16 protein-coding genes are annotated in these 21,471 nt (G+C 71.2%); 11 read left to right on the forward strand and 5 right to left on the reverse strand.

The features are described from left to right. Window positions 1-4: 4 nt before the first annotated feature. The gene (locus RAN62_RS39995) at window positions 5-1,384 is read right to left on the reverse strand and encodes a cytochrome ubiquinol oxidase subunit I (RefSeq protein ID WP_305790112.1); all 1,380 of its coding nucleotides are present in this window, start codon (window positions 1,382-1,384) and stop codon (window positions 5-7) included. 483 nt (window positions 1,385-1,867) lie between these two features. On the opposite strand from RAN62_RS39995, the gene RAN62_RS40000 reads away from it, so the two are divergent. The 8 genes from RAN62_RS40000 (at window position 1,868) to RAN62_RS40035 (ending at window position 12,488) form a co-directional block, all read left to right on the forward strand. Then, window positions 1,868-3,238 carry an ABC transporter substrate-binding protein gene (locus RAN62_RS40000; RefSeq protein ID WP_305790113.1) on the forward strand — a complete coding sequence of 457 codons (1,371 nt, stop codon included), beginning with the start codon at window positions 1,868-1,870 and terminating at the stop codon, window positions 3,236-3,238. 117 nt (window positions 3,239-3,355) lie between these two features. Beyond that, window positions 3,356-4,297 (forward strand): carbohydrate ABC transporter permease, encoded by a 942-nt coding sequence (locus RAN62_RS40005; protein WP_305790125.1) that lies wholly within the window; start codon window positions 3,356-3,358, stop codon window positions 4,295-4,297. Beyond that, window positions 4,294-5,208 (forward strand): carbohydrate ABC transporter permease, encoded by a 915-nt coding sequence (locus tag RAN62_RS40010; protein ID WP_305790114.1) that lies wholly within the window; start codon window positions 4,294-4,296, stop codon window positions 5,206-5,208. Before RAN62_RS40005 ends, RAN62_RS40010 begins: the two co-directional genes overlap by 4 nt. 222 nt (window positions 5,209-5,430) lie before the next feature. Beyond that, window positions 5,431-5,715 carry an EXLDI protein gene (locus tag RAN62_RS40015; RefSeq protein ID WP_305790126.1) on the forward strand — a complete coding sequence of 95 codons (285 nt, stop codon included), beginning with the start codon at window positions 5,431-5,433 and terminating at the stop codon, window positions 5,713-5,715. A 60-nt stretch (window positions 5,716-5,775) separates the two neighbouring features. Further along, window positions 5,776-8,775 carry a putative bifunctional diguanylate cyclase/phosphodiesterase gene (locus tag RAN62_RS40020; RefSeq protein WP_305790115.1) on the forward strand — a complete coding sequence of 1,000 codons (3,000 nt, stop codon included), beginning with the start codon at window positions 5,776-5,778 and terminating at the stop codon, window positions 8,773-8,775. Between the two features lie 129 nt (window positions 8,776-8,904). Continuing rightward, a complete protein-coding gene (locus RAN62_RS40025; RefSeq protein WP_305790116.1) occupies window positions 8,905-9,876 on the forward strand; it encodes an AraC family transcriptional regulator in 972 nt (323 codons plus the stop codon). A gap of 139 nt (window positions 9,877-10,015) precedes the next feature. Further along, on the forward strand, window positions 10,016-10,666 hold the full coding sequence (locus tag RAN62_RS40030) for a TetR/AcrR family transcriptional regulator (protein WP_305790117.1): 651 nt from the start codon (window positions 10,016-10,018) through the stop codon (window positions 10,664-10,666). Between the two features lie 31 nt (window positions 10,667-10,697). Next, complete coding sequence (locus tag RAN62_RS40035; protein WP_305790118.1) at window positions 10,698-12,488, forward strand: flavin-containing monooxygenase; 1,791 nt, start codon at window positions 10,698-10,700, stop codon at window positions 12,486-12,488. Between the two features lie 257 nt (window positions 12,489-12,745). Here the strand turns inward: RAN62_RS40035 and RAN62_RS40040 are convergent, their stop codons facing one another. From RAN62_RS40040 to RAN62_RS40055, 4 genes are all read right to left on the reverse strand, one after another. Beyond that, a complete protein-coding gene (locus RAN62_RS40040; protein ID WP_305790119.1) occupies window positions 12,746-13,513 on the reverse strand; it encodes a GNAT family N-acetyltransferase in 768 nt (255 codons plus the stop codon). Between the two features lie 278 nt (window positions 13,514-13,791). Continuing rightward, on the reverse strand, window positions 13,792-14,634 hold the full coding sequence (locus RAN62_RS40045; protein ID WP_305790120.1) for an oxidoreductase: 843 nt from the start codon (window positions 14,632-14,634) through the stop codon (window positions 13,792-13,794). Window positions 14,635-14,837: 203 nt separating this feature from the next. After that, complete coding sequence (locus RAN62_RS40050; RefSeq protein WP_305790121.1) at window positions 14,838-15,878, reverse strand: Gfo/Idh/MocA family protein; 1,041 nt, start codon at window positions 15,876-15,878, stop codon at window positions 14,838-14,840. Beyond that, window positions 15,875-16,888 carry a LacI family DNA-binding transcriptional regulator gene (locus RAN62_RS40055; protein ID WP_305790122.1) on the reverse strand — a complete coding sequence of 338 codons (1,014 nt, stop codon included), beginning with the start codon at window positions 16,886-16,888 and terminating at the stop codon, window positions 15,875-15,877. The genes RAN62_RS40050 and RAN62_RS40055 overlap by 4 nt, the downstream gene beginning before the upstream one ends. Before the next feature lie 95 nt (window positions 16,889-16,983). On the opposite strand from RAN62_RS40055, the gene RAN62_RS40060 reads away from it, so the two are divergent. From RAN62_RS40060 to RAN62_RS40070, 3 genes are all read left to right on the forward strand, one after another. Next, on the forward strand, window positions 16,984-18,450 hold the full coding sequence (locus tag RAN62_RS40060; RefSeq protein ID WP_305790123.1) for a glycoside hydrolase family 30 protein: 1,467 nt from the start codon (window positions 16,984-16,986) through the stop codon (window positions 18,448-18,450). A 96-nt stretch (window positions 18,451-18,546) separates the two neighbouring features. Further along, entirely contained in the window at window positions 18,547-19,965 is a 1,419-nt protein-coding gene (locus RAN62_RS40065; protein WP_305790127.1) for an MFS transporter, read from the forward strand. A 102-nt stretch (window positions 19,966-20,067) separates the two neighbouring features. Then, window positions 20,068-21,471: PhoX family protein (locus tag RAN62_RS40070; RefSeq protein ID WP_305790124.1), on the forward strand; the 1,404-nt coding region annotated here is incomplete at its 3' end.

Raw genomic sequence — 21,471 nt, forward strand, 5'->3', positions numbered from 1 at the left:
GTCCCTAGTAGGCGAAGGCGAGGGTGCGGTCGGACTGCTCCGCGGGCTCGATGAAGCCCCGCCGGGCGTACTTGACGAACAGCCCGACCTCGATGACCGCGAGCACCCCGTAGAGCACGGTCAGCACGATCAATGACGTCGCCGCTTCCCCGGTACTGACCGACGGCGACACGCTCTCGGCCGTCGTGAAGAGCCCGAAGACCGTCCACGGCTGCCGGCCCATCTCGGTGAAGATCCACCCGAAGCTGTTGGCCGCCAGGGGCATCCCAACGCCGGCCACGGCCGCGAGCCACAACCAACGGCTTCCCGGTGTACGCCCGCCCCGGGTGAACCACAGCGCGACCAGCGCCACAAGCATCGCCAGCCCGCCGAACCCGATCATGAACCGGAAGCCCCAGTAGGTGACCGGCACGTACGGCGTGTACGAGCCCTCGCCGTACTGCTGCTCGTACGCCGTCTCCAGGTCGTCGATCCCCTCCACCTGCCCGTCGAACGAGCCCGTGGCGAGGAACGACAGCAGGTTCGGCACGCGCAGGCTCGCGTACTCCTCGGAGCCGTCGAGGGATCCGATCGTGAAGATGGAGAAGCCGGCCGGCCGGGCGGTCGAGTAGAGCGCCTCGGCGGCCGCCATCTTCATCGGCTGCTGCTCGGTCATGACCCGGGCCTGCAGGTCGCCGGAGATCATCGTGCCGAGCCCGGCGACGACGACCACCCAGGCGCCGAGCTTGAGGCCGGGCCGGAAGACGTCGGCCTGGTTGCCGCGCCTGAGGTGCCAGGCGCTGACCGCGAGCAGCACGGCGCCGGCGGTCACGAAGCACGCCGTGAGGGTGTGGGCGAAGGTGACCAGCGTCGTCGTCTGGGTGAGCACCCGCCCGATGCCGGTGAGCTCGGCGCGGCCGGTCGCCGCGTTGATCTCGTAGCCGACCGGGTGCTGCATCCACGAGTTGGCCGCCAGGATGAAATAGGCCGACAGCACGGTCCCGAGCCCCGCGAGCCAGATCGTCGCGAGGTGCAGCCGCTTCGGCAGCCGGTCCCAGCCGAAGATCCACAGCCCCAGGAACGTCGACTCGAGGAAGAACGCGAGCAGCCCCTCGATGGCCAGCGGCGCCCCGAAGACGTCGCCGACGAAGCGCGAGTAGTCCGACCAGTTCATCCCGAACTGGAACTCCTGCACCAGCCCGGTCACCACGCCGATCGCGAAGTTGATCAGGAAGAGCTTGCCCCAGAACTTGGTGGCCTTGAGGTAGCGCTCCCGGCCGGTGCGCACCCACGCGGTCTGCAGCCCGGCGACCAGCAGCGACATCCCGATGGTGATCGGCACGAACAGGAAGTGGTACACGGTGGTGATGCCGAACTGCCATCGGGCGAGGTCGAGCGCGTCCACGGGTGGTCCTTTCCACGGTTACGCACCCGAGTCTGGTGATCGCCGCCCGTCCCCCTCAGGGCCGAAAGTCCCGACCCTCGCGGGAACAAGGGCCGGGAGCCGAAGACCGCGTCGGGGGCCCGCCCCGGCCGGGCGGCGCGAAAGATCCGGTTCTTCCCCCGACACGCAGGTATCGGCGGGCGCGAGGGATTTCGCCCGATAGATGGGAGCGCTCCCAATCACCCTGGCCTGAAAAATCTTGCGGCGTCAGCAACGTCACCGCATCAACTTACGTCAATAACAAACAGCCGTTGACCTGCACTGTCAAACAACTAACTTTATTGACAATTCGCCGACAAGGTCATCCTGTGCCGAATCGTTACCCGGTTGATCATTCGGAAACATTGCGAAACAGCCCGGCCCGCTCTTGACTGACAGCCGGGGGAAACCGGAGACGGTGACGACGTAGTCACGCCCCGGCGTGAAGATGACATAGGGAGAGGCATGTTCGGTCTTGCGAAGAGTCAGCGCCTGCGTGGTGCGCTGGCCGGCACGCTGGGCGTCGGCCTGGTGTTCGGGCTGGCCGCGTGCGGCGGCAGTGACGACTCGGACGACGACGCGACCGCTGAGTCGCAGTCGATCGACTGCTCGCAGTTCAGCTCCTACGGCGACCTGAAGGGCAAGACGGTCTCGGTCTACACGGGCATCGTCACGCCGGAGGACAAGGCCTACAAGGACTCGTACAAGCCGTTCGAGGACTGCACCGGCGTCACGATCAAGTACGAGGGCGACAAGTCCTTCGAGACGCAGGTCCTGGTCCGGGCGAAGGCCGGCAACCCGCCGGACCTCGCGATCGTGCCCCAGCCCGGCCTGCTGCAGCAGCTGGTCGCCACGGGCAAGGCCGTCGCGGCTCCGGCCGAGGTCGCCGCGAACGTGGACAAGTTCTGGGGCGAGGACTGGAAGGCGTACGGCAGCGCGGACGGCAAGTTCTACGCCGCGCCCTCGGGTGCGAGCGTGAAGTCGCTGGTGTGGTACTCCCCCAGCGAGTTCAAGGACGCCGGCTACACCGTGCCGACCACCCTCGACGAGCTCAAGGCGCTCAGCGACAAGATGGTCGCCGACGGCAAGAAGCCGTGGTGCGTGGGCATCGGCAGCGGTGACGCGACCGGCTGGCCGCTCACCGACTGGCAGGAGGACTTCATGCTCCGGCTGTCCGGGCCGGAGACCTACGACAAGTGGGTCAAGCACGAGATCCCCTTCAACGGCCCCGAGAGCACCGCGGCGCTCGACGCGGTCGGCGCGTACGTGAAGAACGACAAGTACGTCAACGGCGGCCTCGGCGACGTGAAGAGCATCGCCACCACCACGTTCCAGGACGCGGGCCTGCCGATCGTCGACGGCAACACCTGCTCGCTGCACCGCCAGGCGAGCTTCTACGCGGCGAACTTCCCCAAGGACGTCAAGGTGGCCGAGGACGGCGACGTCTTCGCGTTCTACCTGCCGGGCAAGGACGCCACCACCAAGCCGGTGCTGGGCGGCGGCGAGTTCAACCTCGCGTTCGCCGACCGGCCCGAGGTCAAGGCGTTCCAGACCTACCTGTCCACCGACACCTGGGCCAACATCAAGGCGTCGGTCTCGCAGGGCTGGATCTCGGCCAACAAGGGCCTCGACGTCAGCAAGGTCAGCAACCCGATCGACAAGCTGTCGGCCGAGCTGCTGCAGAACCCGAGCACGGTGTTCCGCTTCGACGGCTCGGACCAGATGCCGGCCGCCGTCGGCTCGAACGCGATCTTCAAGCAGCTGACGAGCTGGGTGACCGGTCAGGACACCAAGACCACGGTCGACAACGTCGAAGCCGCGTGGCCCAAGAAGTGATCTAGCACCACCCGGGGCCGGTTGCCGATGAGGCAACCGGCCCCTTCTCTCCTAGGACCTGAAAGGAGTACGGGTCACGTGTCATCACCCGAGAGCAACGCCGGCAAGCTCGCGCTCATGCTGGGCGCGATTCTGCTCTTCTGCGCGGTGGTCGGGCTCATCCTCTTCCTGGCCAGCCTGGCCCGGGGCAAGCGGGCCGACCGGGTCACCGCCTACCTCTACCTCGCCCCCACCCTGATCATGCTGGCCGTCGGCCTGGTCTACCCGGGGCTGCGCACCATCTGGGAGTCGTTCTTCGACGCCGCCGGCAAGGCGTTCATCGGGTTCGGCAACTACGAGACCATCTTCACCAGCGGCGACCAGCTGACGGTGCTCGGCAACACGGTGCTGTGGGTGCTGGTCACCCCGTTCGTGGCCACCGGCGTCGGCCTGCTCTACGCGATCCTGGTCGACAAGTCCCGCTTCGAGAACGTCGCCAAGGCGCTGATCTTCCTGCCCATGGCGATCTCCTTCGTGGGCGCGTCGATCATCTGGAAGTTCATCTACGAGTACCGCCCCGACCAGGGCAACGTGAAGCAGATCGGCCTGCTCAACCAGCTGCTCGTCTGGGTCGGCGGCTCGCCGCAGCAGTGGCTGGTCAACTCGCCGTGGAACACCCTGCTGCTGATCGTCGTCATGATCTGGATCCAGGCCGGCTTCGCGATGACCGTGCTCAGCGCGGCGATCAAGGCCATCCCGGACGACATCGTGGAGGCCGCCCGGCTCGACGGCGTCACCGCGTGGGGCATGTTCCGCTTCGTCACCCTGCCGGCCATCCGCCCGGCCGTGGTCGTGGTGCTCACCACGATCGCCATCGGCATGCTGAAGGTCTTCGACATCGTGCGGACCATGACCGGCGGCCAGTTCAACACGAGCGTGATCGCGAACGAGTTCTACAGCCAGAGCTTCCGCAGCGACAACCAGGGCCTCGGTGCGGCCCTGGCGGTGGTGCTCTTCCTGCTCGTCATCCCGATCGTCGTCTACAACATCCGGCAGCTCCGCCGCTCGGAGGCGCTATGACCACCACGACCCCCGCCACCCCGTCGGTGCCGATCGCCACGAAGGACATCTCGACGGCCGAGGTGGCCAAGCGCAAGCTCAGCTCCCCGTGGGCCTCGCTCGCCGCGATCGTCATCGCCGTGCTGTGGACCGTGCCGACGTTCGGCCTGCTGGTCTCGTCGTTCCGCCCCGAGCGCGCGATCAAGACCACGGGCTGGTGGACGTTCTTCTCCAACCCCACGCTGACCCTGGACAACTACAAGGCGGTGCTGGACGCGGAGGAGGGTGCGGGCCTCGGCTCGTACTTCATCAACAGCATCGTGATCACCATCCCGTCGGTGATCATCCCGCTGGCGCTGGCGACCATCGCCGCGTACGCGTTCGCCTGGATCAAGTTCCCGGGCCGCAACATCCTGTTCCTGATCATCTTCGCCCTTCAGGTCGTGCCGCTCCAGGTCACCCTGATCCCGCTGCTCACCCTCTATGTGGACGCGGGCGTGGCGAACACGTTCTGGACCATCTGGCTGTCGCACGCCATCTTCGGCCTGCCGCTGGCCATCTACCTGCTGCACAACTTCATGCGCGACATCCCCGCCTCCCTGCTGGAGGCGGCGCGCGTGGACGGCGCGGGCCACGTGGCGATCTTCTTCCGGGTGCTGCTGCCGCTGCTGCGCCCGGCCCTCGCGGCCTTCGGCATCTTCCAGTTCCTCTGGGTCTGGAACGACCTGCTGGTCGGCCTGGTCTTCGGCGGCGGCGGCGACACGATCGCCCCCATCACCGTGGCCCTGGCCAACCTCACCGGCACCCGCGGCACGGCCTGGCACCTGCTCTCCGCCGGCGCCTTCGTGTCGATCGTCGTCCCGGTGACGATCTTCCTGTTCCTCCAGCGCTACTTCGTCCGAGGCCTCCTCGCCGGCAGCGTCAAGGGGTGACTCCGGCACGGTAAGGAGACCCGCGGTCTTTCGGCTGCGGGTCTTTTTATGAATACGCGTGCCCGAAAAGTCCCACCCCGTCCCCGCGACCTCACTGCCGCGGCACGGATCTGCCGCGAGCATCCGGGCTGACCTGCCGTCCCCGGCCCGGCACGACCCCGGTGGGCGGTCACCCTGGGCGAGTGGCGCTCCTCGACCGGCCAGGGCGAGGAGACCTACTCCCTGTTCCGCACGAGCAAGGGCCGCTTCGCCGTCCACCACTCCCGCTCCGAGCTCCACATCCCGACCGGCCCGAACGCCGAGCGCAGCCGCAAGTGGTCCACCGGCTGGCGCGGCTGGCTCGGCGACTGGTCGCCCGACCAGGCGTGGCTGCACACCCCGGCCCAGGCGACCTTCACCGTGGTCGACTCGCCCGAGGAGCTGGCCCTGCTGCTGCCGCCCGAGCTGTTCGAGGTCGCCCTGCTGACCATCCGGTCCGAGCCCGACATCGAGGACCTCGACATCTGACCGGCGCCCCCGATCTCACGAAGGGGTCAAGATCCGGGAGCCGGTGCCGAACAGAGGGGCATGACGAGCAGGTACGGCCGCGCCGGCTACCTGGTGTGGCTGGTCGTGCTCACCGCGGCCTACTACTCGTGGCCGGCGCAGCATCTGATCCTGTGGGCGCTGATCGGGCTCTCCGGCGCCGGCGCGGTCGTGGCCGGCGTGCGCAAGCACCGGCCCGCGCGCCGGCTGCCCTGGTATCTCATCGCCGCCGCGCTGACCGTGTTCATCGCCGGGGACACGCTCGCCAACGTCTACCTCGCCGCGGGCGCGCAGTATCCGTACCCGGGGCCCTCGGACGCTCTCTACCTGCTGGTGTACCCGTTGCTGGCGGGCGGCCTGATCCTCTTCGTGCGGGCCCGCGCCGGCGACCGCAACCGGGCGGCCCTGCTCGACGCGCTGGTGCCCACGGTGAGCTTCGGGCTGTTGTCCTGGGTTTGTCTGATCGCGCCGTTCGCCCGGGCCACCGACATGGGCGTGCTGGAGAAGGCGGTCTCGGTCGCCTACCCGCTCGGGGACGTGCTGGCCCTGGCCATCCTGCTGCGCCTGGCCACCGGGCCGGGCCGCAAGCCGGCCGCGCTCAAGCTGCTCACCGTGGCGATCGTGGGCCTGCTCTGCTCGGACGTGCCCTTCAGCCTCGCCCGCCTCGACGAGGACTGGGCGATCGGCGGCCCGGTCGACCTCGGCTGGGTGCTGCTCTACGGCTGCGCCGGGCTGGCCGCGCTGCACCCGTCGATGCGCGTGCTGACCGGCGACACCGAGACCACGGCGGCCGGGCCCACCGCCTCGGCCGAGTTCCGCCGGCTGCTGCTGCTCACCGCCGCCTCGCTGATCGCCCCGGCCGTGCTGCTGGCCGAGCACCTGCACGAGGGAGTGGTCGACGCGCCGGTCATCGCGGCCGCCGCGGGGGTCATGTTCGTGCTGGTCATGGCCCGGGTCCACGGCCTGATCGCGGAGCAGCGCCAGGCCCGCGACCGGGAGCGGGCCCTGCGCGTGGTCGCGGACAAGTTCAACGCCGCCACCACGCTGGAGGAGGTGCGTACCGCCGCCCGCGAGGTCATGTTCGAGGTGCTGCCCGAGGCCAGCAAGGAGCACTACGTCCAGGTGCCCCCGGCGGCGGGCCCCTTTCAGCCCGGCGTCACGGTCCTCCCGCTCGGCCCGGACACCCAGCTGATGCGGGCCATTGTCATGCTGCACGGCACCCCGCTGCGCGCCGTGACGATGGAGGTGACCGGGTCACCCGCCGAGCTGCGGGCCGTCCGCCCGACCGTCGAGACGCTCCGCTCGCAGATCAGCTCGGTGCTGCAGCGGATCGCGCTGGCCACCGAGGTCAGCCGGCGCGACGGGGAGGCGTACTTCCGGACCCTCATCCAGAGCGCGTCCGACGTCATCCTCATCGTGGGGGCCGACGAGCTCATCCGGTACGCGAGCCCGTCCGCCGCCACGCTGTTCGGCTACGACGACCTGATCGGCACGCCGTTGCACCGGATCATCGCGGACACGCACCACGAGGCGCTGCGGGACGCGCTGGTGACGGGGCACTCCGGGCGTACGGGCGAAGGGGTCGACCTGACCGCCGTGCGCGCCGACCGCCGCCTGTTGCAGGTCGAGTGCACGATCCGCGACCTGCGCGACGACCCGACGGTCCGGGGGCTCGTGCTCACCGTCCGCGACGTCACCGAGCGCCGCCGCCTCGAGAACGACCTCGCGCACCAGGCGTTCCACGACGGGCTGACCGGGCTGGCCAACCGGGTGCTGTTCCGCGAGCGCCTGGAGCACTCGTGGGCCCGGGCCGAGCTGTCCGGGCACGGCGTCGGCGTGCTCTTCGTCGACCTCGACGACTTCAAGGAGGTCAACGACACCCTCGGGCACGCGGTCGGCGACCAGCTGCTCGTGGCCGTGGCCGAGCGCATCTCCACCGCGATCGGCCGGCACAACACCGCGGCGCGGATGGGCGGCGACGAGTTCGCGGTGCTGGTCGAGAACGCGGGCGAGCCCGGCGTCGCCGAGGAGATCGCCGCGCGGGTGGTCGCCGCCCTGGCCGTACCCGTGGAGGTCAGCGACGGGCTCGGCGGCAGCAACATCGTCAGCGGGGCCGCCAGCGTGGGCGTGGCCACCAGCGCCGACGCGAAGAACCCGACCGAGCTGCTGCGCCACGCCGATCTGGCGCTCTATCTGGCCAAGGGGGCCGGCAAGGGCGACTGGAAGCGCTACCAGAGCGACCTGCACACGGCCATGGTCGAGCGGCTGGCCCTGCGCGCGTCGCTGCTCGAGGCGGTCGAGCACGAGCAGTTCGTGCTGCAGTACCAGCCGATCGCCGACGTCCGTACGGGCATCGTGGTCGGGCTGGAGGCGCTCGTGCGGTGGCAGCATCCCGAGCGGGGGCTGCTCGGGCCGTACCACTTCATCGAGCTCGCCGAGGAGAGCGGCGCCATCGTCGGCATCGGCGAGTGGGTGCTGCGCGAGGCACTGCGGCAGTTCGCCTCATGGCACCGCGAGCAGCCGGACCTGCCGCTGCGCTACATCAGCGTCAACGTCTCGGCGCGGCAGTTCCGCCAGCCCGGGTTCGTCGACCGGGTCCGCGCGGCGCTGGCCGACGCCGGGGCCGAGCCGCGGTGGCTGCTGCTGGAGATCACCGAGAGCCTGGTGCTGCGCGACGCCGAGCAGGTCTGGGCCGATCTCGAGACGCTGCGGGCGCTCGGCTGCCGGATCGCGATCGACGATTTCGGTACGGGCTACTCGTCGCTGAGCTACCTGCGGCAGATGCCGGTCGACGTGCTGAAGATCGACAAGTCCTTCATCGACGACATCATCGCCAGCAAGCAGCAGCGCGCCCTGGTCAACGCGATCGTCACGCTGGCCCGCAACCTCGATCTCACGGTCATCGCGGAGGGGATCGAGCACGCCGACCAGCGGTCTATGCTGGGACGCATGGGCTGCCCGTACGGTCAGGGCTATCTCTTCTCCCGGCCGGTCTGGCCGAACCAGGTCCCCGACCTCGCGGGCGCCGTCGTCCTGGCGTGAGACTCCGGGGCCCGATCCCGGCCTGACCCCCGCGGGCCGTCACTCCGGACTCCACCGTGAGGATTAAACGAGCGCTCAACTCTTCGCTCGGTGCGCTTCGCGTCGTAACGTCCGCGGAGAGGAGGCCGCATGTCCGCAGATCCGATCCCCATCGTCCGTACCACCCTGGAATCCCGTGACTTCGAGGAAGTGCGGGACCTCATCTCCCGGCGCTACGTCCAGCACGTGCCCCGCGTGGTCGGCGGTGTCCGGGACTTCGTCTTCCGTTCCCGGACCGTCTCGGCCGGGGGCGTGCTGCTCGACCAGCCGATCTACCGGGCCTGCATGGCCTTCGAGACCGAGCCCTTCGAGACGTTGCTGATCGCCTCGGTGCTGGAGGGCCGTTTCTCCGTGACCGGCGGGCGGCAGCAGGGCCGGGCCGCCGCCGGCGAGGTGCTGCTCTATCCGCCCGGCGCCCGGCTCGACATCGTGCTCGACCACAGCCGCCAGTGGATCGCTCAGCTGCCCCTGGACGTGGTGACCCGGGTCGCGGGCCGGCTCGGCGTCAAGCCGGCCGACTTCCGCTTCGACGGTGCGACACCGGTGTCCCCGCAGGCCGGGCGGCGCTGGGCGGACACCGTCGTCTACCTCGCCCGCCTGCTCACCTCGCCCGGGGAGACCGGCATCCATCCGCTCCTGCTGGCCTCCGCGGTCGAGACGGCGGCGGCGACCGCGGTGACGGTCTTCCCGAACACCACCATGGCCCTGGACTACGTCTCCGGCCCCCGGCGGACCGCCCCGGCCGCGGTGCGCCGGGCCGTCGCCTACATCGACGAGCACGCCGCCGAGCCGGTCACGCTGGAGGACATCGCCGGTGCGGCCGGGCTCGGGGTGCGCGCGCTGCAGGCCTGCTTCCGGCGGCACCTCGACAGCACCCCGGTCGGCTATCTCTTCCGGGTCCGGCTCGAGCACGCGCACCGGGACCTGCAGGCCGCCGACCCCGCCGGTGGCGACACCGTGGCCGACGTCGCCCACCGCTGGGGCTTCGCGCACCTGGGCCGCTTCGCGGCGCGCTACCGCGACGCGTTCGGCCAGCGCCCGAGCGAGACCCTGCGCACCTGACGCCCCGGCCAGCCGCCTTCGGCGAGGCGTCGATGCGCTCCCCGCCTCGGCCACGATGCGGACCGCCGTGACGCGGCACGCGCCCAGCCCGGCGGTCACGTACTCGTAAGTCAGGCAGTTGACCTTGTAGGGTCGGGCGATGGGACCAGCCGGGGAGCGCCGCACCCGCGCGCTGCGGGTCGAGGACACACGCTCCCGGATCCTGCTGGCGGCGGCTCGGCTGTTCGCCGAGCACGGCGTGTTCTCGGTGTCGAACAGGCAGATCAGCGAGGCCGCCGGGCAGGGCAACAACGCCGCGGTCGGCTATCACTTCGGCACCAAGTCCGACCTGGTCCGTGCCATTGTGCACCGGCACGTCGGGGCGATGGAGGCGATCCGCGGCCGGCTGTTCGAGCAGCACGCCGGCAGCAGCGAAGTGCGCGACTGGGTCACCTGCCTGGTGCGCCCGTTCACCGACCATCTCAGCGAGCTGGGGGCGCCGAGCTGGTACGCCCGGTTCGGCGCGCAGCTGATGGCCGAGCCCCAGCTGCGGGAGCTGGCTGCCGCCGAGCTCGGCGACGCGCCGCTCATGGGCGCCGTGACCGACGCGCTGCACCGCTGCTTGCCCGGGCTTCCCGCCTCGGTTCACCGGGAGCGCGACACGATGGCGGTGACGCTGATCGTGCACTACTGTGCCGACCGCGAGCGGACCGTCGTCCCTGGGCCGGACGCGGCCGCCGCCTGGGACACCACCGCCGTCGCGCTGATCGATGCCCTTCAAGGTCTGTACCGGGCTCCGTCCACCCTGTAAGTCAGTCAGTTGAATTAATACAGTGGGCGTCATGGATCCCACGAGCCCCGATCCGGCCGCCCTGCGGGCGAAGTACCGCTTCGATCCGGCCACCCTGCGTGCGAAGTACCGCGAGGAGCGCGACCGCCGCCTCCGCCCCGACGGCGCCGCCCAGTACACGCGCGCGGCGGGGGAATTCGGCTACTACGCCACCGACCCCTACACGCCCCGGACGGAACGCCCGGCCCGGCACGACCGGGTCGAGGCCGTCGTGATCGGCGCCGGCTTCGGCGGCCTGCTGACCGGCGCCCGGCTGCGCGAGGCCGGACTCGACGACATCCGGCTGATCGACGAGGCCGGCGACGTCGGCGGCACCTGGTACTGGAACCGCTATCCCGGCATCCACTGCGACATCGAGTCCAGCGTCTACCTGCCACTGCTGGAAGAGGTCGGCACCGAGCCCACGTGGCGCTACTCCCCCGGCGAGGAGATCCGCCGGCACGCCATGGCTGTCGCCCGGCACTACGGCCTCTACGACGACACCATGTTCCATACCCGGGTCACCGAGCTGCGCTGGCACGACGCCGACGACGAGTGGCAGGTCCGCACCGATCGCGGCGACGACTTCCGCGCCCGCTACGTCGTCGTGTCGAGCGGCACGCTGACCCAGCCGAAGCTGCCCGGCATCCCCGGCATCGAGACGTTCCGCGGGCACACCTTCCACACCAGCCGGTGGGACCACGACTACACCGGCGACAAGCTGGAAAAGCTCGCGGACAAGAAGATCGGCGTCGTAGGCACCGGCGCCACCGGCATCCAGGTCGTCCCGCACGTCGCCGCCGCCGCCGAGCACCTGTACGTCTTCCAGCGCACACCCTCGTCGGTGGACGAGCGCGACAACCGCCCACTGGAGCCCGGCTGGACCAAGTCGTTGCCGCCGGGCTGGCAGCAGGAGCGCATGGACAACTTCCTGACCATCGTCACCGGCGGCCAGGTTTCTCAGGACCTCGTCGGCGACGGCTGGACCGCCACCGCCGCCCTGCAACGCACGTTCCTGTCCGGCAGCCGCACCGAGCTGACCGACGAGGAACTCGAACTCGCCGACTTCGCCACCATGAACCGCATCCGCGCCCGCGTCGACGCCATCGTCACCGACCCGGCGGTCGCTTCCCTTCTGAAGCCTTGGTACCGGTACATGTGCAAACGGCCGGCCTTCAGTGACCACTACTTGCCGACGTTCAACCGGCCCGATGTCACGCTGGTCGACACCGCGGACACCGGCGGCATCACGGCGATGACGCCGCATGCGGTCGTCGTGGGCGACACCGAGTACGAGGTGGACTGCGTCATCTTCGCCACCGGCTTCGAGGTCGGCGTCTCCGGGATCGTCTCCGGGACACTGCCCGTCCACGGCCGTGACGGCGTACCCCTGCTGCAGTCCTGGGCGCACGGCCCGCGCACGCTGCACGGCTTCTACAGTCACGGCTACCCGAACCTGTTCCACCTCGGCGCGCTGCAGAACGCCAACGCCGTCAACTTCGTACACATCCTGGCCGAGCAGGCGGTCCACATCGGCGCCGTTGTCGCCGAGGCCCGCAAGCGAGGGGTACGCACCATCGAGCCGACTGCCGCCGCGCAGGACGCCTGGGTCGCCACGATCCGCGCCAACGCCCGGGACACATTCACGTTCCAGTCGGAGTGCACGCCCGGCTACTACAACGGCGAGGGCAAGCCGCGGCCGATCAGCAACTCGTACGGGCCCGGGCCGGTCGCCTTCCACGAGTTGCTGCGTTCCTGGCGTACCGGTGACGGGTTCGAGGAGGTCCTGGCCGACGCATCGTGACCGGGCCGCGGCGCGGGCTGCGCCCCGACGGTCTTGACACCGCCGGGGCGCCTCCTTCTCACGGGCGCCGGAGCCGCGCCTCTCCACTCTCCGACGGGGCCCGCGAGCAGTCACATGACGGACTTCCGGGGCCCTGTCGTCGCCGCGCTTGTGCGAGCCGCGTCAGCGCCGCCCCGACCTGCCGCCGCTCACGACACCCGCATCCCGCGTCATTCACGAAGGAGCCCGTCAGCGCCGCTCACAACACCCGACGCCGCTCACGACATCCGCGCCTGCTCCGGGTGCGACATGTAGAGGCGGCGGCCCGCCGGGCGGTAGCCGATGCGCTCATAGACGCGGCCCGCCCCCGGCCCCGACGCCTCCAGCCACGCCAGGTCGCCGGCGCCCGCGAACAACCGGGCGGTGATCGCCGCGGTCAGGGCGCCGGCGAGACCCCGGCGGCGGAAGGGCTCCCGGACGGCGATCCCGGCGACCTCGCTCACCCCGTCGTGGGGCGCGACCGCCTGCCCGGCCCCGGCGACGACCCCGCCCGCCGTGGCGACCAGGGTGACGCCGCCGTTGGTGTGCACCCGGCGCAGGCGGGCGCCGTCCTCGGCCGTCACCGCCGACGGGTCGTCCCCGAAGCTTTCGACCTGGGCGGCAGCCATGGCCACATAGTCGTCCGGCTCCCGCAGCTCGAAGCCGGCCGGCGTGGACGGCGTCGTGAGTGCGCCGGGCGTACAGATCAGATAATCGTGCTCCTCCTCGACCGTGAACCCCTGTTCCAGCAGCAATTTCTCCAGACCAGGGGCGGTGCTGACCACATACTCGAGGCGCGGCCGGCGGCCCGCCTCCCGGAAGGCGCCGATCAGCGCGGTGACGTCGCCCGCGGTGATCAGCGCGCCCGGGCGCGGGGTGGCGTAATTGATGCCGGGGCTGTCGGTGCCGGGATCGAAGCCGGCGACGAACGGGCCGACCTGCTCGGCGGCCGGGCGGCGGGACAGGTTGGCGACGACGGACAGTTGGATGCGGACATCCAGGGACACAATGAGCTCCAGACAAGGGGTGACGAGAAAGGACACAGAGCCGCCTGGATTACGGACATCCGCGCGCGCATGGTCAGCGGCGGACGCTCAGGCGGCCTCTCGGCGCGCCGTGATCACAGGCGTCAGTCCCTCGTGCACCGGGCCGGAGCGTGCTCACCCCGGCTGCCCGCAAGATTGCCAGACCCGCCGCCGCCCGTCAAAACACACCATCGAGGCCACCGCCGGCGCCGCCCGGGCCGCCGACCTGGTCGAAGCCGCGCTGCCGCCCGCCGCGCGAGCTATGCCGTGAGGTGCTCGGAGACCTCCCAGAGGCGGCGGGCGGCGGCGGTGTCGAGGGCGGGACCGGTGAGGGTCTCCGGGGCGGCCGGCCCGCGGACCCCGAAGCGGCTGGGGCCGGAGAGGCTGCCGCCGGGAACGTCGCCCACGGCGGCCAGCAGGGTCGGGCGGGCCCCGCCCTCCGCGTTCTGGGCCAGCAGGCGCGTGCCCAGAGCGAGCGTACGGTCGACCACCGCCCGCCCCGTGGTCATGGTGAACCCGGTCGCCGCCCAGCCGGGGTGCGCCGCCGTAGCCAGCACCGGTGATCCGGCCGCGGTCAGGCGGCGCTGGAGTTCGCGGGTGAAGAGGAGGTTGGCCAGTTTGCTCTGGCCGTAGGCGCCGAACGGCCGGTAGGGGCGCCGCTCCCACTGCAGGTCCTCGAAGTCGATGTGCGCCGCGCGGTAGCCGGCCGACGTCACGGTGACGACCCGCCGGGTGATGCGGTCGCGGAGCAGGGTCGTCAGGGCGAAGTGGCCGAGGTGGTTGACGCCGAACTGGCTCTCGAAGCCGTCGGCCGTGCGGCGCAGGGTGCTGCTCATGGCGCCGGCGTTGTTGATCAGGCAGTCGATGGGCTCGTCCAGGGTGGCGGCGAAGGCGCGGACCGAGGCGAGTGATCCGAGGTCGAGCGGGCGGGACTCGGCGCGCCCGGGCATCCCGGCGGCGGCCGCGCGGCCCCGGGCCTGGTCGCGGACGGCGAGGATGACGCGGGCGCCTTTCGCGGCCAGGGCGGTCGCAGCGGCCCGGCCGATGCCGCTGCTGCCGCCGGTGACGACGACGGTCCGGCCGGTCTGATCAGGGATGTCCATGCCGGACATGACATCAACGGCCCGCCGCCCGCGTCCAAGACCTGGATCGCACGTCGGCATGCAGCCGGGGCATGACGGCCCGGCGCCGGCCCACCGGGGGCGTGCCGGGCCGGGGACGGCAGGTCAGCCCGGATGCGCGCGGCAGATCCGCGCCGCGGCAGCCAGGTCGCGGGGACGCGGCGGGACCGGGCGGTGACGCGTATTCAGAAAATGCTCGGCGTGGTCACGGCCTCGCCGGTCTCCGCGGCCCGGTCGATCGCCAGGCCGATCAGGTGGTCCTGCGCGCCCTCCGCCAGCGGGTAGGGCGCCGGCCCGTCGCCTCGCACCCAGGCCGCGGTGGCGTCCAGCAGGGTGCCGATCGCGATCTCCTCGTCGCTCCAGCGCCGCCCCGGGTACGGGTTCCGGAACAGCACCTGGTCGCCGAGCGTGATCGTGTCGGTGTCGAAGCCGTCGAGGTCGAGGTCGTACCCGGTCTGCCGGCGTACCAGCGGGGTCCGCACGATCGTGCGCGGGGCGGTGAGCCGCACCACCTCGTCGTCGCGCAGCTCGCCGTGGCTGCCGCGCACCAGGAGCCGCCGGAAGCGCAGCTGGTTGTGCCACTGGTTGTCGGTGAAGTCGTAGAGCCCCGACAGGCCGCCGCCGAAGTCGAGCGTGGCGATGGTCGTGACGGCCGGCTTCTCGGCCGGGTCGTCCGTCCAGCCGTCGCGGGTCAGCGGGTCGACCAGCGGCGCCGTGGTGCGCGTCGCGCGGACGGTCACCGGGCCGCGGCCGGCGCCGATCAGGCCGCGGATCATCGACACGGCGTGGTAGGTGTGCGTCGACGACACCTGCGCCTGGGTGGGCGTGCCGATGACGCCGGCGCGCACCGCCGCGAGCCGGGCCGCATGGGCCGGGACCAGCAGGTATTGCTCCGCCACCTGCACCAGCCCGGACGCCCCGACCGCCGACCAGAGCGCGCGGAGCCCGGCCTCGTCCGGCGCGGGCGGCGTCTCGGCCAGCACGGGCAGCCCGCGCTCGGCCGCCTCGGTGATCACGCCCGGGTTGACCGCCCACGGGACCGCCGTCACCACGAAGTCGGGCCGCGCCTGCTCGACGCACTCGGCCAGCGAGCCATAGGTGGGCACGGGCAGGTCGCGCGGGGTGCGGACGATTGCGCCCACGCACCGTACGTCGTCGAGGCCCGCCGCCACCCGCCAGAACATCTCGGCCCGCCACGCCGCCCCGACCACCGCAAACGTTGTCATGACCGCACCCTAGCGGTCGAGTCGCGCACTACGAGCTCGGTGGCCAGCTCGACGTGCAGCGCCTCGAGCGCGTGCCGGTCGAGGACCCGGACCAGCAGCGACACCGCCATCCGGCCCAGCTCGGCCAGCGGTTGCCGGACGGTCGTGAGGGTGGGGCTCGTCGCCCGGCTCAGGTCGATGTCGTCGAAGCCGGCTATGGACAGATCGGACGGGACACGGAGACCACGGGCAGCCGCCGCTTGCAACGCGCCCACGGCCGCCTTGTCGTTGAAGCCGATGATCGCCGTCGGCGGGCCGGGCCGGTCGAGCAGCTCCCCCGCCGCCCGCCGGCCCCACGCCACGGTCGGCTCGACGTGCCGGACGAGCCCCGGGTCGGGCAGCACCCCGGCGTCGGCGAGCGCGGCGGTGTGCCCGGCCAGCCGCGCGTCGCTGGCCAGCCACTCGTCGGGGCCGGCCACCACCCCGATGCGCCGGTGCCCGAGGGCGGTCAGGTGCGCGGTGAGCGCGCGGGCGCCGGCAGCATGAGCGGCGGAGACGGCCGGGATGTCGCGCGGGGCGGGCTCGCGCGGGTCGACGATGACGAACGGGAACCGGCTGCGGCGCAGGGCGGCCAGCTCGGCGGCGGGCTCGGGCGGCAGGACGAGCAGGGCGCCCGCGATCCCGGAGCGGTGGGCGAGCCGGTCCACGACCGAGTGTTGCTGGGCCGCCTCCCCCGCGTCGAGCAGCACCGGGCGCTCGTGCCGGTCGAGAGACTCGGCCATCGCGGACACAATGATCCCGAAATAGTCAGTCAGCAGGTACGGGCACCGCAGCAGCACCGGCCCGGTGAGCGGACGCTGCGCGGCACGCGGCCGAGGTGCCGTGCCGCCGAGCGCCTGCAGGGCCCGCTCGACGCGTTCGCGGGTGGGCGCCGCCACGTTGCCCCGGCCGTTGAGCACCCGGGACACGGTCGCGATCGACACGCCCGTCGCCGCCGCGACCTCGCGCACTGTTACATCTCGTTGTTTCACACCCGGCACCCTCGAGCGGTTGACTTCGGCGTTACGGGATTGTTTCCTGTCGATACCGTACACGACCAATGTTTCACTTGTTTCAGGGAGCGGCGATGCGATTGCGAGCTTGGGGCGCGGCCGTCACGGCGGGCGTCCTGCTCATGACGGGAAGCCCGGCCCAGGCGTCGAGCCCGCCGGTGCGCGTCTGGGTGACCACCCCCGACCAGGCCGAACTGCTGCACGAGCGGGCGCCGGTCGCCTTCACCCGCGGCGGCAGCGACCTGACCACGATCACGGTCGACCCGGCCGTGCGCTACCAGAGCATGGACGGCTTCGGCGCGTCGCTCACCGACTCCGCCGCGAGCGTCCTGCACCGGCTCACCCCCGCCGCCCGCGACAAGGCGATGCGCTCGCTCTTCGACCCGCGCGCCGGCATCGGCGTCAGCTTCCTGCGCCAGCCGATCGGCTCGTCCGACTTCACGGCCACCGCGAGCCACTACACCTACGACGACGTGCCGGCCGGGCAGACCGACTTCGCGCTGCGCCACTTCAGCATCGCCCGCGACGAGCGGCAGATCCTCCCGCTGCTGCGCCAGGCCCGCCGTCTCAACCCCCGGATCACGGTCATGGGTACGCCGTGGAGCCCGCCCGCCTGGATGAAGACGACCGATTCCCTGCTCGGCGGCCACCTCAAGGACGACCCGAAGATCTACGACGCGTACGCGCGATACCTGGTCAAGTACGTGCAGGCGTACGCGCGGGCCGGGGTGCCGATCGACTACCTGACCGTGCAGAACGAACCGCAGAACCGGCACGACGGCGGCTATCCGGGCACGGCCCTGCCCGTCGCGCAGGCCGCCAAGGTGATCACGGCGCTCGGGCCGCTGCTCCGGAAGGCGAGCCCGCGCACCAAGATCCTGGGCTACGACCACAACTGGAGCACGCACCCCGGCGACGTCGGCACCACGCCGCCGGGCGAGGATCCGGAGACGGACTATCCGTACCGGCTGCTCGCCTCGCCCGCCGGGAAGTGGCTGGCCGGGACGGCGTACCACTGCTATTCGGGTGATCCCTCCGCGCAGAGCGCGCTGCACGCCGCCTTCCCGGACAAGGGCATCTGGTTCACCGAGTGCTCCGGCTCGCACGGCGCGGACGACACTCCGACGCAGTTCTTCAACGACACGCTGCGCTGGCACGCGCGGACATTGACCATCGGCACGACCCGCGAGTGGGCCAAGTCGCTGGTCACCTGGAACCTGGCCCTGGACAGCACCGGCGGCCCGCACCTGGGCGGCTGCGGCACCTGCACCGGCCTGGTCACCGTACAGCCCGACGGCAGCGTCACCCGCAACGCCGAGTACTTCACGATCGGGCACCTGAGCAAGTTCGTCCGGCCCGGCGCGGTGCGCATCGCCAGCAGCTCCACCGACAGCGTCGCCTTCCGCAACCCGGACGGCTCGACGGCGCTGGTCGTCAACAACCCCGGCGACACCCCGCGGCCGTTCGCGGTCGCGGTCGGCAAGCGTTCCTTCTCGTACGAGCTCCCGGCCGGGGCTCTCGCCACGTTCCTGTATCGCTGACCTTTCCGCGGCGCCCACCGTTCCTGTATCGCTGATCACGGGTTTCCCACCGGCCCGGCGGGGCACAACGGGCCGGTGGAGAACCGCTGGAAGGCGATGACGGTAGCCCTCGTCGCCGGATTCATGACCCTGCTCGACGTCAGCATCGTCAACGTCGCCCTGCCCTCGATCCAGTCCGACCTGCACCTGAGCCCGGGCGAGCTGCAGTGGGTCCTGTCCGGTTACGCGCTGACCTTCGGCCTCATGCTGGTCCCCGCGGGCCGCTTCGGCGACGCCCGCGGCCGGCGCACCGTCTTCATCGTCGGCCTGGCCGGCTTCGTGCTGGCCAGCGCCGCGGCGGGCTTCGCCACCAGCGCCCTCTGGCTGGTCGTCGCCCGCCTGGTCCAGGGCGCCGCCGCCGGCGTGGTCACGCCCCAGGTCTCCGGCCTGATCCAGCAGCTCTTCAAGCCCGAGGAGCGCGGCAAGCCCTTCGGCCTCTTCGGCGCCACGGTCGGCGTCTCCACCGCCGTCGGCCCGCTGCTCGGCGGCCTGCTCATCCAGCTGCTCGGTGCCTCGACCGGCTGGCGCTGGATCTTCTTCATCAACCTGCCGATCGGCATCGCCGCCATCATCCTCGGCCGCATGTGGATCCCGACGCCCGCGTCGGACGAGCGCAAGCGCAACGAGAGCCTCGACCCGGTCGGCGTCGTCCTGCTCGGCCTCGGCGTCCTGCTCCTGCTGCTCCCCCTGGTCCAGGAGCGCGAGTGGAAGAGCCCGGCCAAGTGGCTCCTCACCGTCGCCGCCGTCCTCGTCCTGGCCGGCTTCGTGTGGTGGGAGCGCCGCTTCGCGGCCCGCGGCGAGACCCCGGTGGTCGACCTCGGCCTCTTCAAGGTTCACTCGTACGGCCTCGGCGCCCTCATCGGCCTGCTCTACTTCGCCGGCTTCACCACGATCTTCTTCATCTACACGCTGTACCTGCAGAGCGGCCTGGGCTACAGCGCCCTCCTCGCCGGCGTGTCCCTGACCCCCTTCGCCATCGGCTCCGCCGTCTCCGCGGCCCTCGGCGGCCGCATCGTCAACCGCTTCGGCCGCCCCCTGGTCGTTATCGGCCTCTCCCTGGTCACCGTGGGCCTGCTCGCCGTCCTCCTGGCCCTCCACTTCGTCCCCGGCCACGGCGCCGGCTGGGCCGCGGCCCTCCCCCTCCTCGTCGCCGGCGCCGGCAGCGGCCTGGTCATCAGCCCCAACCAGACCCTCACCCTGGCCGAGGTCCCCGTCCGCCGAGCCGGCAGCGCGGGCGCCGTCCTCCAGACCGGCCAGCGCATCGGCACCGCCCTCGGCATCGCCGTCGTCGGCTCGATCTTCTTCAACCGCCTCTCCTCCAACGGCGGCCACTGGTCCCTCGCCTTCCGCACCGCCCTCCTCGTCACGATCGCCCTGGTCGTCGTCGCCCTGGTCGCCGCCCTGATCGACATCCGCACCGAACGCCGCGACCGCGCCCGCCGCCCCGACCACGACCGGGAGCCCGCCTCCGCCTGATCCGAGGACGTATGGACGGGCGTCGCTTTCTGTTAACCTCCGGTTACGCGAGGGTTCACCGGTGAGCGTGCGCGGCCGGTGGCGTCTGCCGGGAGGTGCGTCATGTCCGATCGACCGCGTCTGCTTCCGCTGCTCGGGCCCGGCCGGGGGCGAGATCCGATGACCTGCCTCTACCGGTGCGGGAACGCCTGCGATCATCCGGTGCCCAACCAGTCCGGCAACGACTACCTCGGCGACGTCGTGCGGGAGGGTGTGACCCGGCGCGGGGTCATAGCGGCGGGAGCGGCCGGCGCGCTGGTCCTGGGAGTCGGTGTGGAAGATGCTGCGGCAGCCGCGCCGGCGACGGCGACGAGACCCGCCGGGGCGCTCACCTTCAAGCCGATCCCGCCGAACACGCTCGACACGTTCATCGTGCCGAACGGCTATGACTCCGCCGTGGTCATCCGGTGGGGCGACCCGATCCTGCCCGGGGCGCCCGGGCTCGATCTTCACCGGCAGACCGCCGAGCGCCAGGCCGCCCAGTTCGGCTACAACAACGACTTCCTCGGCGTGCTCCCGCTGGGCCGCGACGGGACCCGGGCGCTGCTCGTGGCCAACCACGAGTACACCAACGAGGAGCTCATGTTCCCCGGCTTCACCGGGCTCGGCGCGCTGAGCGAAGAGCAGGTGCGGGTGACGCTCGCCGCGCACGGGATGTCGGTCGTGGAGATCGAGCGCGCCGGGCGTACGGGGAAATGGCGTCCTGTCCGGAGCCGGCGCCTGCCCTACAACAAGCGGATCACCACGCTGGCGACGCCGTTCCGGTTCACCGGGCCCGCTGCCGGGTCGTCCTGGGTGCGGACGGCCGCGGATCCGGGCGGCACCACCCCCGTCGGTACGCTCAACAACTGCTCGGGCGGCGTCACGCCCTGGGGCACAGTGCTGTCCGGCGAGGAGAACTTCAACCAGTACTTCGTAGGCGGCGACTCGGTCCCCGCCGACCTGAAGCCGCGGTACGCCCGCTACGGGATCTCGACGACGCAGCGCGTCCCGGACGGTTCGCGCCGGTGGGACCGGGTGCAGGAGCGCTGGGACCTCGCGAAGCACCCGAACGAGGCGCACCGCTTCGGCTGGATCGTCGAGGTCGACCCCTACGAGCCCGGCGCCCGGCCGCGCAAGCACACGGCTATGGGCCGCTTCAAGCACGAGGGCGCCAACGTGATCGTGTCCAAGAAGGGCAACGTCGTGGCCTACATGGGCGACGACGAGCGCTTCGACTACCTCTACAAGTTCGTCTCTGACAAGCGTCACCGGCCCGGGGACCGCAAGCACAACCTGACGCTGCTCGAGTCGGGCACGCTCTACGTCGCCAAGGTGACCGGCGACAGCCCCGCATCGGAGATCGACGGCTCCGGCAAGCTGCCGTCCGACGGCTTGTTCGACGGTACGGGCCGGTGGATCAAGCTGGTCTCCGGAAACAGGTCCTTCGTCCCGGGCATGACCGCCGCCGAGGTGCTCACGTTCACC

Origin of the sequence: Symbioplanes lichenis, from assembly GCF_030709675.1 — a bacterium.
In the GTDB taxonomy this organism is placed as follows: Bacteria; Actinomycetota; Actinomycetes; order Mycobacteriales; family Micromonosporaceae; genus Actinoplanes; species Actinoplanes lichenis.